The following is a 15,142-nucleotide window of genomic DNA, read 5'->3' on the forward strand; positions in this document are numbered from 1 at the left end:
ATAAAATCTAATACATATAGGGTTTAACATGAACAAAGCACTGAAACTATCTCTGAGCGCTATCGGCGTATTCTCAGCACTATCGGCAAATGCGGGCATCAGCATTGTCGACAACGAAGAAGGTAACTTTTCTATCGGTGGTGACGTTGAATTGAACTTCAACTATCAAGATCGCGAGTCGAATGATTCTGGTGATCAAGAATTCAACCAAGATGGTCGCGTACTGATCGAATTTGCGGGCGAGAAGTTCACCAGTAATGGTCACTACGTTGGCGTAAAAGCACAGCCTCTGTTTGAAAGCACGGGCGAGGTAAACGTTGATGATGCATACTTCGAGTTTGGTAAAAAAGACAGCTGGGCAATCAAAGCGGGTCGTTTTGAAGCTTATGATATGTTCCCTGTTGGTTTGGATGTATTCCTAGAGTACTCAGGTGATACGTCTAACGAGCTTTATACAGATGGCTCGGCTTATACCTATCAGATGAAAGAAGCGCGTGGCCGTGGCTCTGATGGTCAGCTGATGTACAGCCAAAACTTTGGCAATCTATACTTGGAACTGAGCACAATGATCGGTGATCGTTCAGATCTTTTCCATGAAGGTACCGATGGCGGAACATACCACGGTCAAGCCATTACAAGCAGCAAAGACTCCTTCTTAGTACGCCCTGTTGTTGCTTACCAAATGGGAGATTTCAGCCTAGCGGCATCGATGGAAACCAACCTTGTTTCTGATGCTGTAGTGACAGACCAAGGCGTCGACATTTCTGATCGTACTGGCTACGGTTTAACGGGAAACTGGACCAGCGGTGATTGGTCTGTGAATGCAAACGTGGCTTACCTAGATGCGGTTGACGAAAACAACTTCTCGACAGGTGTTAACGCACTGTGGAAAGGGCTAGGTATTGGTTACGTTTACGCGATGAACGAATACGAAAACCAAGAGATTCAAGGCTGGGCAGAAGGCGATGTGAAGGTATCTACCCTTTACGCTTCTTACGAGTTTACGGACGTACTAGAGGTAGAGAACTTCTCAGTGCTACTGGGCTCTTACTACACAACCGTTACCAATAATCTTGATGCAACTTCGTCAAGTGAAGCGTTCAAAGAAGAAGACGATTTCGGCGCTCGTGTTCGCCTGTTCTACGAATTCTAATTTAGTCTAGCGGCAAGCATAGCAACCACTCAAAAGGGCACATTCCGTGCCCTTTTTCTCGTCTATATTTAGCACTTTTATTTATGCAGTTTTGCGATCTGATGACTTATCCGTTTTTGCTGTTGTCTCTCTCGCTTCAGTAGACTTATCTTTTAGCGTCACGACTTCTTTTTCTGGCAGTTCTGCGGCTTCTCCGAAGAACTTACCACCCGGTTCAATACTCAGATTGTTGCTCCAAATTTTGCCACTGACTCGGCCTTTTGCTAGCACTTGAATGTGTTCCGCATGGCAGTTTCCATCCAGTAAGCCATTGACGATCAGTTGTTTAGCGTAGATGTCGCCTTTAACACGGCCGCTTTCTGCGACGACCAATGTGCCTTCGACATGCAACTGGCCTTCGATGATGCCATCAACCTGTATGTCACTTTCTACTTTGAGTTCTCCGCTAACAGAACAGCCTTTGGCGATGAGAGTTGAAGCTGATGAGCCACTCGTTGTTCCACGGTTTTGATTAAAGATTCCCATCGTATTCTTCGCTCCTTGGTAAAAATGTCTTCAAAATCATTGAGGTGCCAATCCACGAATGGCCTCGGATCTAAGGCTCGTCCAATAAATCTCACCTCGTAATGAAGGTGAGGACCGGAAGAGAGCCCGGTATTGCCTGAAATGGCGATGAGCTGTCCTTTTTTAACAAACTCACCCGCTTTAACCTTGAACTCTTTTAAGTGCGCGTAAGCGCTCGAAAAACCAAATGAATGCTGTAAACGCAACAAGTTACCGTAACCTTTGTTACTTCGACGGGCCGCTTCTACAACGCCGTCGGCAGAGGCATATACTTTGGTGCCAGTGTTAACTGCAAAGTCGAGTCCTCGGTGCAGCTTGGCCTGCTTGGTGACAGGGTGAATACGCTTGCCAAACCCCGATGAAAGGCGTGCTTTACCGACTGGAGAGCCGCTAGGGATTTGGTTTAGCATCACCATTCTGACATTGGACGTGATCGCGGCGGTATCAAAGCGCGCATCTAGACTTTCAGTGTTGGATTCGTTGGCGACACCGAGTACTTTCTCCAACTCGCCCAAACGTTCAGAAACAAGTTGGACGCGCTCTTCTCGTTCAGAGAGGTCGTTCTCAAGCTCTGATTTCAGTGTTTTTAGCTGACTTAACTCTTGTCCCATATTGCGTGAATGCTCGGATAACTTTGCTTGTTCAAGCACCGCCTCATCCACTTGAGAGTAGAGGTGATTCACCAACATCGCTGTCGCTGCTAACCCCAAGGCGAATACCGCCAAGCACGTTTTAAAGTTACGCTGCATGGCTTTGCTGAAGTACCAATGCTTAGAGCCATTGATGGTCGAGATAGAAATAGTCAGCTGGTCTTTCATGGCAATATATAGGGCAATAATGGTGCGATATTCGTTATTGATAGCTCTGACTGTAAGTAAAAGCACCGTCGTCTTCTAGAGGAGGAATAGACGGAAATGTCAGGTCGTGAGCTGTTTTCAGACAATAAAGAAAAGTTTGCAAATGGATTTAATAATGCACTGAATTTGGACGGTGGGGTATGGCATCTCATTATTTTTATTGAGCTACTTGCTAATAGTGTGGCCGCGCAATTTAACTTACTTCACGGTTCGTCTTATAAATGTTGGATATTTTAAGAAATTGATATTCAGCAAATTGATAACTTTGTTTGTGCGTTTATGATGGCGTTGCATGCAAATAAATACCTGAATATTGGAATGAAGTTTCTCATCCTTTCAAAGCGTTTATTTAAGGCTTAATGCTTACTCAAACCAGCAGGTTGGTTTGGGGAAATAAAACCAAGACAACGGAGTTGGTCGTGAAAAAATTATTATTAGCTACTGCAGTGGTCGCAGCAGCCGGTGGTGCCGCATATGTGTACCAAAACAATCTTGCCCAAGGTGAATCTTCAAGCTCGCTACTTGCTCAAGTGCCTGCTGATACCTTGTTGATTACCTACCAAACGGAACCTTTTAATCACTTCGAGTACATGAATGCGTTCGGTACATCACAGCAGCCACCAATGGGAGAGTTGTTTGCTGAAGAAGAGCTGACTCCTGGTTTAGAGTTTGCGGTTAATTTCTTGGATGCGTATATGGCAGCGGCGTCTTCTCCTGAGAGCTTAAAAGCCTTCTTGGGTACGGGCGATATGGTCAACCCAATCATGTACACCCTAGGCCTTGTTCCTGTTTATAAAGTGCAGTTGGAAAACCCTGCAGCGCTTTGGAAAACGCTGGATGAGCAAGAGCAACTGGCGGGCATTCAACATGAACTTGTGAAGCTAGATACCGTGGAGTTCCGTCGCTATGAGTTGACGGATTCGCAAGATCCACAACTGGGTATTGGCCTTGCGGTGGCAGTGGTTAACAACGTACTGACTGTGACTTTCGACATTCCTGAACTTGGTGTTGAAAACCCACTTAAACTGGCATTTGGTCTAGAAGCTCCGAAGAGCAGCATTGTTGATTCTGGTCGCCTCGAAGCGGTGCAAACTAAGTACGGTACGAACAACAACTCATTCGGGATTTTCGACATTCGTGAGATCATTAAAGGCCTAACGACACTTGATGGCAACCGAATGGCGCGCCAACTTAAGAATGTCGATTCTGACCCAACTTTAGAGCAACTGCGTTCTCCAGCTTGTCATACCGAGTTTACTCAAATAGCAAACAACTGGCCGCAGATGGTGGCGTTTGGAGAGTACAGCTCTGGCGATGACAAAGCTCGCCTAAATGGTAGCTTTGTTGTTGAATCGAAGAACCAAGTGATCCTTGAGGCGCTGCAATCTATGCGTGGCGTATTGGCAGAATCCAACGGTGAGCAGAGCATGTTTAGCGTGGCATTAGGCCTAGACGTTGCTACTCTGGCTCCTGCGATTGGTAAGATCTGGACAGATTTAACCACGCCTGAATACCAATGTTCGCTTCTGGCACAAGCGCAAAATGAAATGCGTGGTCAAAACCCAGCTCCGGCGATCAGCATGGGTGCTGGTATGGCAAATGGCCTGAAAGGCTTGAGCATGGAAATGTTCGGCCTAGATGTGAACATGAATGGCCAATACGGACCTGAGCTAGGTCAGCTGGATGCGATCTTGTCCATCTCAGCAGATGATCCAAACATGTTGCTGCAAACGGCACAAATGTTCATGCCTGAACTAGCGCAGATTCAGATCCAACCGGACAACCAACCGGTGAATATTGGCGGTCTGCTTGAACCATACGCAGGTAAACCAATGGACGTGTTTGCTCGTCTCAACGGTAGCCACTTAACGCTTTACAGTGGTGATGCGTCAGCAGCCGCGAGTGAGAAAGTTATGGCTCAGCCGCTAACAGCGAATGGCCTATTGAGCTTCACTATGGATTCGGACCGAGTACTGGAAGTGATTGAAACGGCATCTCAAGTGTCTGGAGAGCCAGTACCAGAAGACGTGAAGATGAGTCTACAAGGTGAGCTTATCGGTGGTATGTCTTTGGATGTAACCAAAGATGGCATTGCGTTTGACTTTGACTACACAAGCTCAACCAAACCACCAGTGAAGGTAGCGCAGCAATAAGCGTGATTCACTGGCTTCAATCTCGAAGCATATTTTCATAATCAAAAGGCGACCTCGGTGTCGCCTTTTTTGTTTATCTTGCTGATTATTGTTCTGAAGGTTGCTCAGTGGCAAAGCCACGCAAAACATTGGTCAGTGTAATGAGCGCGAAGACCACGATTACTAATGACAGATGCCACGCTTGGCTTAATCCGAGCTGCACCAATGCCATACTCACAATGGATGACACCACCATTTGGCCGCCGCCCGACATCGCTGCAGCTGCCCCCGCTTGTTTCTTATAGGGTTGCATTACCATGGCTTGAGCACAAGGTAGAGCGATAGCATTGCCTAAAATCATCAACAGCTGGCCTAGCATTAAATACAACGGCTCAATAGGGCAGAAGAACAGCCACGCTGCGGAACTTACATGCAGGATTGGTGTGACCAATAGCATCTTCTTCGTGCCGATGATTGGGCGCACACGGTTACAGATACTGGTGCCGCAAATCATGCCGAACGCCGGAATCAGAGCCCACATCGCGTATTGATCGGATGTCATGCCGATTTGGTTTTGCATGATAAAAGGCATTACCGAAACGGTTGTGATCATCAAGCTGAAGTTAAGCCAACCGATACTGGCAAAGCTCATAAAGTAACGAGAAGTCAGTAGGTCACGATATTGCAGCAGCATCTTTTTCGGTGATGGCAACGCAGAGGTTTGTGTGATGGTTTCTTTAAAGCGCACGACAATTACAACCCAAGCCAGCGATACGTAACCCAATAATGAAATAAACACCATGGTCCAGCCGAAGTGGGCGTTAATGAAACCACCAATAACAGGTGCAACCAATGGTGTGATCGAAGCAGCCATCGCAATGTAGGACAGTGCGATTGGCAGGTCTGGACCATTGAAGCGGTCACGAGTTGACGCACGGGCCAGCACCGCACAGCAGCCAGTCCCTAATCCTTGCAGAAAACGTCCCGCCACCATGCCAGTGAAAGTGTGGCTTAGGAAGATGATCATCAATAGGCCGAGCATGGCAATCAACAAGCCAGTCAACAGCACCTTTTTGCGGCCCAATGCATCGGATACTGGACCATAGATAAACTGTGAAGGCCCAAAACCTAGCAAGTAAACACTGACTAACAGCTGAGCTTGGTCGAGGGAAATATCGAAATCTTTCGCGATCCAAGGCAGGGAAGGGAACACCAAGCCCATGCTGAGCTGACCAACACTGATGATAAGACACGCCAGCAAGATGGTTTTAAATTCGAATGGCCGACTCATGATTTTTCACCATCACCACGGCGACGCAAGCTTCCTTCTTCATCAAAATCATTCAGTTTGGCTTTCACACGCTTGACCGTGGATAGACTGACTTCACATTGCTCAGCCACGCTCTGTAGTGTGTTGTCTTCCAGAAGCAAGGTCGCAATGTGCTGATGTTTTGCTTTGTCCGCCGGACGACCTCGGAACTTCTGTTTCCACATCTCAGGGTTGTCTTTAAGTGCTTTACGGCCTTGTGCTGCGGCAAATAGACGGTGTTGAGTTTGTACTTGCCCATAACCAGAAAGCAGAGAGAGTAATGTTTGGGTTTGAACTGAACCTGGCTCAAATGTTAGTGGTTCACAAACGGTTTTGAGGTTTACGCCTTTATCAAGCAGTGTCTGAATTGTGTTCAATGCTTGGCTGAAATCGCGGCCAAAGGCGGTTAGCCACCAAAGCACCACCGTGTCACCGGGTTGAGTGGCGTTTAAGAGTTGTTGAAAGGCTTGTCGCTCGGCTGGTGGTGTGCAGCCGCGTACTTTGTCTTCAAGGATGGCCGCCTCTGGAGCACTGGATTTCAGTGCTTCAAGTTGCTCGGGATAAGCTTGGTTTTTGGGTGAGCGGCGCGTATAGATAAAGGTATTCATGGTCGTAAAGTGCCTCTTATGAACGGCTCACATACTGTAATGGTTCATAAATATACATTGGTTCATTAATTCTTACAACACCAAATGACCCATTGGTTAGAAATCTTAGCAGTAGAAGTAAGGGATAAGAGACAGAAGAAATGAGGAAATTAAAAAAGCCAACCGCTTGGGTTGGCTTCTCTGGAACTAGGCTTTGGTGGTGCTGCGCTCTATCAATTTGACTGGCACCATCATTTTTACCAAGCTGCTGTTTTTGTTGTTGATTTGATCAACGATGATTTTTACAGACTCACGCGCAAGACGACGGAAGTCTTGGCGGAAAGTGGTCAGTTGGTAGCTCAACCATTCTGTTTGTGGAATGTTGTCGAAGCCGATGACTTTCAGATCTTGAGGGATACGAATACCACACTCAATACGTGCAATGTCCATTACCGCCATTGCAAGGTTGTCGGTCGCGCAGAATACGGCTTCTGGGCGATTCTTGCCTGCCAGCATCGCACGTACTTTATCCAGTGAACTTGCGTAGTCGTAGCTCGCTTCAATAATTCGCGGCGTTTTGCCCGTTAAGTCTTCAAACTCAGCGCTGAAGCCACTTTGACGCTCGTCGTTGGTAAAGGTTGGCACTTCACCCGTCAGGTAAACCGCGTTTTTCACCCCGCTTTCGTGCAGCAGTTGTGCCGCTTGTTGGCCAGCTTCGTAGTTGTCACTGATAACGTAACTGCTCTTAGTGCCTTCTACGACGCGTGCATACTGAACGATAGGGATATTGAACTCTTCACACTCTTCATACAGTGATTTGTTGAAAGTAGCGGAAGCGGCAATGACACCATCTACACGGTATTGGAAGATGTTCGGGATTGAGTGGTTGTCTTCATCATCCACTTGCCATGGAATCAACACCGCTGAGTAGCCTTGCTTCTGCAATTCACTTGAAATCAATTGAAGTGTTTTCATGTGGATAGGGTAGTCCGCATCTGGGAATACCAAACCGATCAACTTAGATTCGTTGGTGGTCAAGCTACGTGCAAAAGCATTTGGACGGTAGTTTAGGGCTTTCGCGGCTTCGAAGACCTTTTGCTTGGTCTTTTCAGATACTGAGCTGCCCGGAACAAACACACGCGATACAGTAGATTGAGAAACGCCAGCCAGTTTGGCAACGTCCTTCGATGTTACGGTTTGTTTTGCAGGATTCATGTGAGTTGATTCATAAGTCAGTTTAACTGTGACTAGGTTAACACAAATAGGTACGTAGTCATAAAGAGAAATAAGCAAGATTTAAGTAAATAAAGGGTTAGATTGTCTTTGGTGGCGCAATTTGGGTAGTACCCAAGTCACATTTCATGTTTTGCATACGAAAAAAGCCTTACCCAAAAAAGGTAAGGCTTGCTCTTATTTCCCATTTCCACTAAATCGAATAAGTTACGTAACCGGAATAACTTATCTCGTGGTTATCAGAAGTAGTAGCGAATACCTGCCGCGAATTGATCATCACGGTTTTCGAATTTGCTGCCATCGTACTGATCTTTACCTAGGTCGAACTGGTATTCAGTCCAAACTAGGAATTTGTTCTTCTGGAAGTGGTATTCAAGACCAGGAATCAGCAAGTTACGCTCGTAACCTTGCGTCTCGTCACCACGATCTTCCATGTAGTTGTAGTTCAACGTTGGGCGTAGGCCGTTGTCGAAGTGGTAGTAAGTGTAGATTTCGCCACCTAGGGTATCGAACATTACGTCCGTACCGCCTTGGCTCACTGCTTCCCAGTTTTCGCCAACGTGGAAAGTCGCACCCGCGTAGAAGCCACCGTTGCTGTAGTTTGCGCCCAATAGCATGATGCGCATGTTGTCGCCGTTTTCTACGCCAACCACGCTTGCGTCTAGATCCGCAACTTCATTTTGATGGTAAGCCGCACCCAGTGTTACGCCATCAACCGGTTTGTAAGTGATAGACGCACCCATGCCGTTTTTCAGTGAGGCTGTCGCATTATTTGCTAGAGCAACATCTTCACGCGTGGTTTGGTAAGTAAAGCCGTAGCTCACTTTTTCATTAATTGAATTACGGTACGTAATTGAGTTTTCTGCACGACCAGCACCGGATGCGATACCCCAGTCAGCTAGGTTGTAAACACCTGAGCCACGAGTACCGAATACACGACCTAAATCGGTGTACCATGCTACGTCGTAGAAGGTAGACCACTGCTTAGTACCCGCAGCAATCTTGCCATATTTTTCGTGATCAACACCTGCGTATAGCAAGCGGTCGTAAATGTTGTCACCGTTCGCGCCAGAGTTGTAGCCCCATTCCGCGTGACCGAAACCAGTCCAGCCGTTATCCAGACCCATTTGGCCTTTCAAACCGAAACGAGAGCTGCCGCTGTTCCATTCGCCGTTGTCATCACCGCCACGGTCTTGGTAGCGAAGATCGAAGCGGCCATCGATGGTTAGGCTGTCGCCAGCGTCATTAACAAAAGTGTGTGCAGCAAAGGCTGAGCTAGAAGTAAGCGCTGCTAAAATCACTGCTGAAAGGGTCGATTTTTTCATCATCAATCTCATTATTCAGGGCGCAGAAAGCCACCGTGCGTTCGTGCCCGTTGTGAATAAGGGTTCTATCTTGAGGTTGTGCCCCATCCTTGAGGCACGAGTTGGGAGCATGTCGCCTGAACTGAGAGGGGGTTCAGGCAACATAAAGGCGGGTTGACAATCCGCCCCTAGGACTTCTTATAGAGAAGGGTTTAGGATCTGTTGAGTACGCTTGAATACGTCTAGACCTTGCTGTTTTAGCCAGTAAGGAAGGTCGATCAGTACCCAGTTCTCAGATAGCTTGTCGCCGTCACGGTAGTAAACGTCAACCACTTGCATGTCTGCACGTACTTCACCACCTGTCATACCTAGGAAACCACCGATTGGTGTGTTAGATAGGTTTGGCCAGCCGAAGAAACAAGAGAAGTTACCTTCTGCGAAACGACATACGTGGCCGTTAAACTTCTTGTCTTTTAGGTTGTTACGGAACGGCAATTGGTGCTGCTGTTGGTAACGAGGGATTGTGTAAGACGCACCGATACCACATGGACCGTACCAGATCATGTCTTTAGACCAGCTCTTCTCAAGAACTTCTGGTGGGCAACCCATTGCGCCGCTGTCGTTTAGTGCGGATAGGTCATCAACCATCTTGTTCACTAGTGTTAGTGTTGCTACGCCTTCTTCTGGTGCTGCGTCTTCGAACAGTAGACCGTCGTGGTTACGAGGACCAGGGTATACAAAGTGCTTACCTGTTGATGGTGGTAGTGGGTAACAACCCGCTTGGTCCATCGCGCCTAGAAGGTCTAGGAATAGGCCAGTCTTAGTGATCTTACCGTTTTCAACACAGTTAAATTCTGCGTAACGGATGTTCATGATCTTGCCAGTTGGGCGCATGCCTAGGTATTCAGCGTCGAATAGACCCATGAAGTGACCCATGCTCATTACCCAGATTTCACCTGATGTTACTTCGTTCTCACCACCGATGAAGATGTCTTGACGACGCTGCATGCGAGTCATTGATTTCATCAAAGGAGCCCAGAAAACGTCAGCTGCTGCTTGAGCGCCTTGTTGCTCACGGAATGGGTAAACACCACGCCATAGGTAATCTTCTGAAGTGTGTGCTTTTAGTACTTCTGCCACGTTCTCGTGAGTTGCGTTTTCCATTGCGCTGAAGTATTCACGTACAACGCGTTTCGCCTCTTGATATTTAGACATAATAAACTCTCTTATTTGCTGTCGAGTCGGCTTTGGGAACAGGACTCGAAATTAAGTTTTTTCATCCGGCCGGGGAGCCAGCCGGAGTTTTTGAAATTCAGTTACGCTTTTGCTGCTTCGGCTTTTTTGCTCTTATCGAACACGCCGCCTTTTAGTGTCTCTGGCAGTGATAGCCATAGAAGACCAGCAAGGATCCATACGATTGGTGAACCCCACATCGCGGTTTGTAGGTCGGTACGCTCTTGGATGAAGATAAGTACCATTGGTGCCCACATACCGAGGATACGACCACCGTGGAATAGCGCTGCGCCGTAGCTACGTAGGTGTGCTGGGAACAGTTCGGAGAAGTAACCACCCCATACCGCTGAAGAAGACAGACCGAAGTTGTAAATCAGGCCAAGTAGAGCCAGCATGTTTAGGCCGCCAATCACCATGTCGCCAGGTGCAACAAAGAAGATTGAAACCATGATGCCCGCTAGGATGAAGCCAAACGCGTTCACCTTACGACCGAATTTGTCAGCTACCCAACCCCAGAACCACGCACCAAACAGTGAACCAAATGCTGAGATAGAGAAGATGAGACCGATGGTTGCACCGTCGAACATACGTACATCACGTAGGTATGTGGTTACGAAGCCACCAAAGAATTGGAAACCGTAGAAGTTAAGGCCAGCCAGTAATAGACACGTTAGTGTGATCTTACGGTAAGGCTTGCTTAGCATTTCGCCCCAAGAGCCTTTTTTCGCTGGTGCATTTGATTCTTCTACTTTTGCTTGCTCTTCTTCACCGTAAGCGATCACTTTGCTGTCGCTAGGTAGTACAAAGATCATGACCACAGCGGCTGCCAATGGTGGGATACCACCTACAAGCATTAGGCTTTCCCATGGTGCATCAATGCTTGCAATAAATGCTGCATACGCACCCATTACCATCAGTGCTACAGAGAACATAGAAGACGCGAATGCCGTCAACTTACCACGTACCGTTGGCGTAAATAGGCCGATCATTAGGCTTACTGCCACTGTGAAGTAACCACCCAGTGACAAACCAATGATGAAACGCATTGCTGCCCATGTTGCGTAGTCGGTGAACATCATATTGATGATCGTTGCGCCACCGTTTAGGGCTGTGATGGTAATAAGAGTGGATTTCTTACCAAATTTTGTTGCGAACCAAGCACAGCTCAATGCACCGATAAGTGCACCAACCGACTGCCATGTATAGAACTGGGCAGTGTCTGACAGGCTAATACCATCATACGCTTCAACGATGTATGGGCGTACGTAGTCAATAATTACAAAGTTATAACAATAGAAAAAGTAACCAACCAGTATCGCTAGATAGGCAGCTACCCTTTGAATCATAGGAACTTCGCTCATGTGTCTTTTGGCATTCATGACCGATAAACCTCTATTTCACTTAGGATTTGTTGCTATTCAAACTTAATGAACACGATCTTATTTGGATCATCTTCGATTTCGTGTCGGGGTGAATCATAGTTTTTTTAAGGTTATTAGATCCGTGATCAAAATCAATTTTAAAATGAATGCGTACCCATTTTGTGGGTTTTAGTGACAAGGATCTCACTAATCGGCGTTTTTGGCGATTTTGAATACATTTTCGCCTATATTGGTGATAATAATCACACTTACAGTGGGATTGTCGTTTAAAAATGCCTTTTTACAGTAATATCTGGGCATAATAATTAGCTACCCAGAATTAGGAAAACCTTAAAATGGTTACGTACTCAAGTTTTGTGGTGATTGCGTTATATGTAGCAATTACCATACTAATCAGCTATTTAGTGAATAAGCGCTACAGCAATGGTGGCGACTTTTCCACGGGTGGAAAGCAATTTGGCTGGTTTACGGCAGGTGTTTCGATACTTGCGACTTACATTAGTGCGATGACGTTTGTAGGGATGCCTGGTTGGGTTTATAGCTCTGGCATGGAAGCGATGAGTATTCACCTTAACTATCCCATCGTTATCTTTTTCACTGTTATTTTCTTTGTACCTGTCTTTTATAAGCTGGGTCTGACTTCGATTTATGAATACCTTGAGCACCGCTTTGGGGTGTATGCAAGAACCATCAACTCGATTGTGTTCATTGTGGTTCAATGTATCTCAGCGGGTGTGATTTTGTATGCCGTGGCGCTGATCTTAGTGCAAGTTCTGCCTATCAGTATTTCTGAAGCCATTATCTACATTAGTATTTTCACCGCTTGCTATACCTATGCGGGCGGGATTTCCACGGTTATCTGGACCGATATGTTGCAATCTGCAGTATTGGTAGCGGGCAGCATCGCCATCTTTGCCATTCTAATGACAGAGATTAATGCGGCAGATTACCTTTCTCGTGATCACCTGAATATCATCAACTTAGACTTTGATTTGGGCGTAGATACCACACTCTGGGCTGGCGTGGTTGCCGTGAGCTTTTTGCATTTGAGTGTGTACGGCACCAACCAATTGATCATCCAACGCACGTTAGCGACGAGATGTGAAAAGACGGCGCAGAAGTCGATGCTGTTGTGTGGTTACGGTGCGTTTTTCGTGTACTTGTTCTTCGCGGTACTCGGTGTTCTTTTGAGTGTTTTCTATCAAGATCAATCGTTTGAAAACAGCAACGAAGTGATTTTGGATTTCGTTTTCAACCACACTAACCCAATCGTCGTTGGTTTGATCATTTCCGCGTTGGCGGCGGCCGCAATGTCGACCTTGGATTCGACCTACAACTCAATGGCGACCGTCGCAACGTTTGATATCTACAAGCGTTTCGTTCGCAAGAGTGCCGATGATGAGCACTACGAAAAAGTCGCAAGAAAGATGAGTTTGCTTGCTGCGGCCATGGTGGTAGTGCCAGCTCTTCTCGCGGTATCGAATGAATCGGTACTCAAAACCATCGCTAGTCTGACTTCTATCTTTGTTGGTATCCGTTTGGGTTCATTCGTGCTTGGTTTATTCTGGGCGAAAGCTAATGAGAAAGGCGTGATCGTTGGCAGTATCATGAGTGTGATTGCGGTGTTTACTGCGATGTATCTCGACGTGGCTTGGCCGTGGTTCGCGCCAATTGGTACGTTCGTCTTCCTTTTGTTTGGTGTGTTAGTGAGCCGTCGTTGGGGCGCTGTGACTGCCGAGCAACAAATTTTTATCAATAATCAAAAACATCTTTTTGCAAAGCCAACTGCAAGCCATTACGGACTGTTGGTGTTCGCTGTGGCGACCATCGCTGCTTGTATGGTTCTCCCTGATTGGCTTTATACTGCATTGTCGTAATAGGTAAGTTTATGCTGTCCATCTTTGATATTTACAAGATTGGTGTGGGCCCTTCTAGCTCTCACACCAATGGTCCAATGATCGCGGGTTACCACTTCACTCGTTTGATTGCATCGAACTTGGCAAAAGTGGTTCGTATTCAAGTCGATTTATACGGCTCACTCTCGTTAACGGGGATTGGTCACCATACTGACCGCGCAACCATTTTGGGTCTGTTGGGTAACAAACCAGATACCATCAAAATCGCTTCTGCGAACAAAGCGATGCGCAAGGCGATTGAAGAGGGCATGATGTCTGTCGATGGCCGTCATGAAATCGAATTTAACTACAAAACGGACATGTTGTTCCATGAAGAGAACCTTCCTATGCATGAGAATGGCATGACGATTACTGCGCTAGATGCGCATGGCAATCAGGTTGGGTTTGAAACTTACTACTCTATCGGTGGTGGTTTCATCGCAACGGCGGATGAATTGCAAAATGGCAGTGCGACTGTCCCCGTAGAAGTTGAGTTTCCATTCTCCAGTGCGGACGAGATGTTGGCACAAGCAGAGAAGAATGGCATGAGCCTCGGTGGCATGATTCTGAAAAACGAACAAGCGTTTCAGAATATGGAAGCCATTAATCAACGCGCAGAACAGATCTGGCGTGTGATGACGCGTTGCATGGAGCGTGGTTTTGAGACCGAAGGTATCTTGGACGGCGGCTTGAACGTGACCCGCCGTGCGCCAAACTTGCTGAAGAAACTTGAAGCAAATGCAGCAATCGAAAACGATCCAATGGAAATCATGGATTGGATTAACCTGTTTGCTTTTGCTGTAAGTGAAGAAAACGCCGCTGGTGGACAAGTCGTAACGTCTCCAACTAATGGTGCAGCAGGTGTGATTCCGGCGGTATTGATGTACTACCATCGCTTCATCAAAGAGCTGGATACCAAACAGCTTAAAGACTTCCTTGCTGTATCCGGTGCGATTGGCATTTTGTACAAAACCAATGCGTCTATCTCGGGTGCTGAAGTGGGGTGTCAGGGCGAAGTCGGTGTTTCTTCTTCTATGGCGGCAGCTGGCTTGACCGCGCTACGTGGTGGCAGCAATGAGCACATTTGTATTGCGGCCGAGATTGCCATGGAGCACTCACTAGGCATGACTTGTGACCCAATCGGTGGCTTAGTGCAAGTACCGTGTATTGAGCGTAATGCAATGGGCGCAATGAAAGCGATCAATGCTTCTCGCATGGCATTAAAGCGTAATAGTAAATGTTTGATCTCATTGGATAAGGTGATTGAAACCATGTATCAAACGGGCAAAGACATGAACAAGAAATACCGCGAGACGTCACTGGGGGGATTGGCTTTGATTCACCTAGCGCCGCCTTGCGAATAATGAGTCAAGCAAGTCTAACCAACAAAAATGTATGGTCTGCCCCGTTATTGCAACTACAATTAAGTAATAACGGCGTTGGTTTGCGCTAATGTATTCGGAGTCCACGTTGGGAACATTAACTTCCCGCTC

Annotated in this window: 13 protein-coding genes; 5 read left to right on the forward strand and 8 right to left on the reverse strand. The window is 46.8% G+C overall.

Annotated features, from left to right (window positions below):
• Positions 1-28 precede the first annotated feature (28 nt).
• The gene (locus GXP65_RS18055; RefSeq protein WP_050919125.1) at positions 29-1,153 is read left to right on the forward strand and encodes a carbohydrate porin; all 1,125 of its coding nucleotides are present in this window, start codon (positions 29-31) and stop codon (positions 1,151-1,153) included.
• A gap of 81 nt (positions 1,154-1,234) precedes the next feature.
• On the opposite strand, the gene GXP65_RS18060 is transcribed toward GXP65_RS18055, so the two are convergent.
• Both GXP65_RS18060 and GXP65_RS18065 read right to left on the reverse strand, forming a co-directional pair.
• Positions 1,235-1,678, reverse strand: a complete 444-nt coding sequence (locus GXP65_RS18060) for a polymer-forming cytoskeletal protein (RefSeq protein ID WP_077201366.1) — start codon at positions 1,676-1,678, stop codon at positions 1,235-1,237.
• On the reverse strand, positions 1,582-2,535 hold the full coding sequence (locus GXP65_RS18065; RefSeq protein ID WP_045454021.1) for a M23 family metallopeptidase: 954 nt from the start codon (positions 2,533-2,535) through the stop codon (positions 1,582-1,584). Before GXP65_RS18065 ends, GXP65_RS18060 begins: the two co-directional genes overlap by 97 nt.
• Positions 2,536-2,631: 96 nt before the next feature.
• Here GXP65_RS18065 and GXP65_RS18070 point away from each other — a divergent pair, with 96 nt between their 5' ends.
• Both GXP65_RS18070 and GXP65_RS18075 read left to right on the forward strand, forming a co-directional pair.
• Complete coding sequence (locus tag GXP65_RS18070) at positions 2,632-2,811, forward strand: hypothetical protein (protein ID WP_005429162.1); 180 nt, start codon at positions 2,632-2,634, stop codon at positions 2,809-2,811.
• 182 nt (positions 2,812-2,993) lie between these two features.
• A complete protein-coding gene (locus tag GXP65_RS18075) occupies positions 2,994-4,727 on the forward strand; it encodes a hypothetical protein (protein ID WP_045371636.1) in 1,734 nt (577 codons plus the stop codon).
• Positions 4,728-4,812: 85 nt separating this feature from the next.
• Here GXP65_RS18075 and GXP65_RS18080 read toward each other — a convergent pair whose 3' ends face one another.
• The 6 genes from GXP65_RS18080 to GXP65_RS18105 form a co-directional block, all read right to left on the reverse strand.
• Positions 4,813-5,997, reverse strand: a complete 1,185-nt coding sequence (locus tag GXP65_RS18080) for a multidrug effflux MFS transporter (protein ID WP_162093407.1) — start codon at positions 5,995-5,997, stop codon at positions 4,813-4,815.
• Positions 5,994-6,623 carry a recombinase family protein gene (locus GXP65_RS18085; RefSeq protein ID WP_162093408.1) on the reverse strand — a complete coding sequence of 210 codons (630 nt, stop codon included), beginning with the start codon at positions 6,621-6,623 and terminating at the stop codon, positions 5,994-5,996. The genes GXP65_RS18080 and GXP65_RS18085 overlap by 4 nt, the downstream gene beginning before the upstream one ends.
• Before the next feature lie 186 nt (positions 6,624-6,809).
• Complete coding sequence (locus tag GXP65_RS18090) at positions 6,810-7,817, reverse strand: LacI family DNA-binding transcriptional regulator (RefSeq protein WP_162093409.1); 1,008 nt, start codon at positions 7,815-7,817, stop codon at positions 6,810-6,812.
• A 257-nt stretch (positions 7,818-8,074) separates the two neighbouring features.
• Positions 8,075-9,160 (reverse strand): porin, encoded by a 1,086-nt coding sequence (locus tag GXP65_RS18095; protein WP_009701228.1) that lies wholly within the window; start codon positions 9,158-9,160, stop codon positions 8,075-8,077.
• 177 nt (positions 9,161-9,337) lie between these two features.
• Positions 9,338-10,354: a nuclear transport factor 2 family protein gene (locus GXP65_RS18100; RefSeq protein ID WP_162093410.1), complete on the reverse strand. Its 1,017-nt coding sequence runs from the start codon at positions 10,352-10,354 to the stop codon at positions 9,338-9,340.
• Between the two features lie 101 nt (positions 10,355-10,455).
• Positions 10,456-11,751, reverse strand: a complete 1,296-nt coding sequence (locus GXP65_RS18105; protein WP_045390635.1) for an MFS transporter — start codon at positions 11,749-11,751, stop codon at positions 10,456-10,458.
• A 338-nt stretch (positions 11,752-12,089) separates the two neighbouring features.
• Between GXP65_RS18105 and GXP65_RS18110 the strand changes: the two genes are divergently transcribed.
• Together GXP65_RS18110 and GXP65_RS18115 are read left to right on the forward strand one after the other, a co-directional pair.
• On the forward strand, positions 12,090-13,631 hold the full coding sequence (locus tag GXP65_RS18110; protein ID WP_162093411.1) for a sodium:solute symporter: 1,542 nt from the start codon (positions 12,090-12,092) through the stop codon (positions 13,629-13,631).
• 11 nt (positions 13,632-13,642) lie between these two features.
• On the forward strand, positions 13,643-15,013 hold the full coding sequence (locus tag GXP65_RS18115) for an L-serine ammonia-lyase (protein WP_162093412.1): 1,371 nt from the start codon (positions 13,643-13,645) through the stop codon (positions 15,011-15,013).
• Positions 15,014-15,142 lie beyond the last annotated feature (129 nt).

Origin of the sequence: Vibrio sp. LB10LO1, from assembly GCF_010092875.1 — a bacterium.
GTDB lineage: Bacteria > Pseudomonadota > Gammaproteobacteria > Enterobacterales > Vibrionaceae > Vibrio > Vibrio campbellii.

Coding starts and splice junctions, on each gene's coding strand:
- GXP65_RS18080 (WP_162093407.1), bottom strand. CDS start 5,997: ATGAGTCGGCCATTCGAATTTAAAACCATCTTGCTGGCGTGTCTTATC.
- GXP65_RS18115 (WP_162093412.1), top strand. CDS start 13,643: ATGCTGTCCATCTTTGATATTTACAAGATTGGTGTGGGCCCTTCTAGC.
- GXP65_RS18095 (WP_009701228.1), bottom strand. CDS start 9,160: ATGAAAAAATCGACCCTTTCAGCAGTGATTTTAGCAGCGCTTACTTCT.
- GXP65_RS18110 (WP_162093411.1), top strand. CDS start 12,090: ATGGTTACGTACTCAAGTTTTGTGGTGATTGCGTTATATGTAGCAATT.
- GXP65_RS18055 (WP_050919125.1), top strand. CDS start 29: ATGAACAAAGCACTGAAACTATCTCTGAGCGCTATCGGCGTATTCTCA.
- GXP65_RS18085 (WP_162093408.1), bottom strand. CDS start 6,623: ATGAATACCTTTATCTATACGCGCCGCTCACCCAAAAACCAAGCTTAT.
- GXP65_RS18090 (WP_162093409.1), bottom strand. CDS start 7,817: ATGAATCCTGCAAAACAAACCGTAACATCGAAGGACGTTGCCAAACTG.
- GXP65_RS18060 (WP_077201366.1), bottom strand. CDS start 1,678: ATGGGAATCTTTAATCAAAACCGTGGAACAACGAGTGGCTCATCAGCT.
- GXP65_RS18100 (WP_162093410.1), bottom strand. CDS start 10,354: ATGTCTAAATATCAAGAGGCGAAACGCGTTGTACGTGAATACTTCAGC.
- GXP65_RS18070 (WP_005429162.1), top strand. CDS start 2,632: ATGTCAGGTCGTGAGCTGTTTTCAGACAATAAAGAAAAGTTTGCAAAT.
- GXP65_RS18065 (WP_045454021.1), bottom strand. CDS start 2,535: ATGAAAGACCAGCTGACTATTTCTATCTCGACCATCAATGGCTCTAAG.
- GXP65_RS18105 (WP_045390635.1), bottom strand. CDS start 11,751: ATGAATGCCAAAAGACACATGAGCGAAGTTCCTATGATTCAAAGGGTA.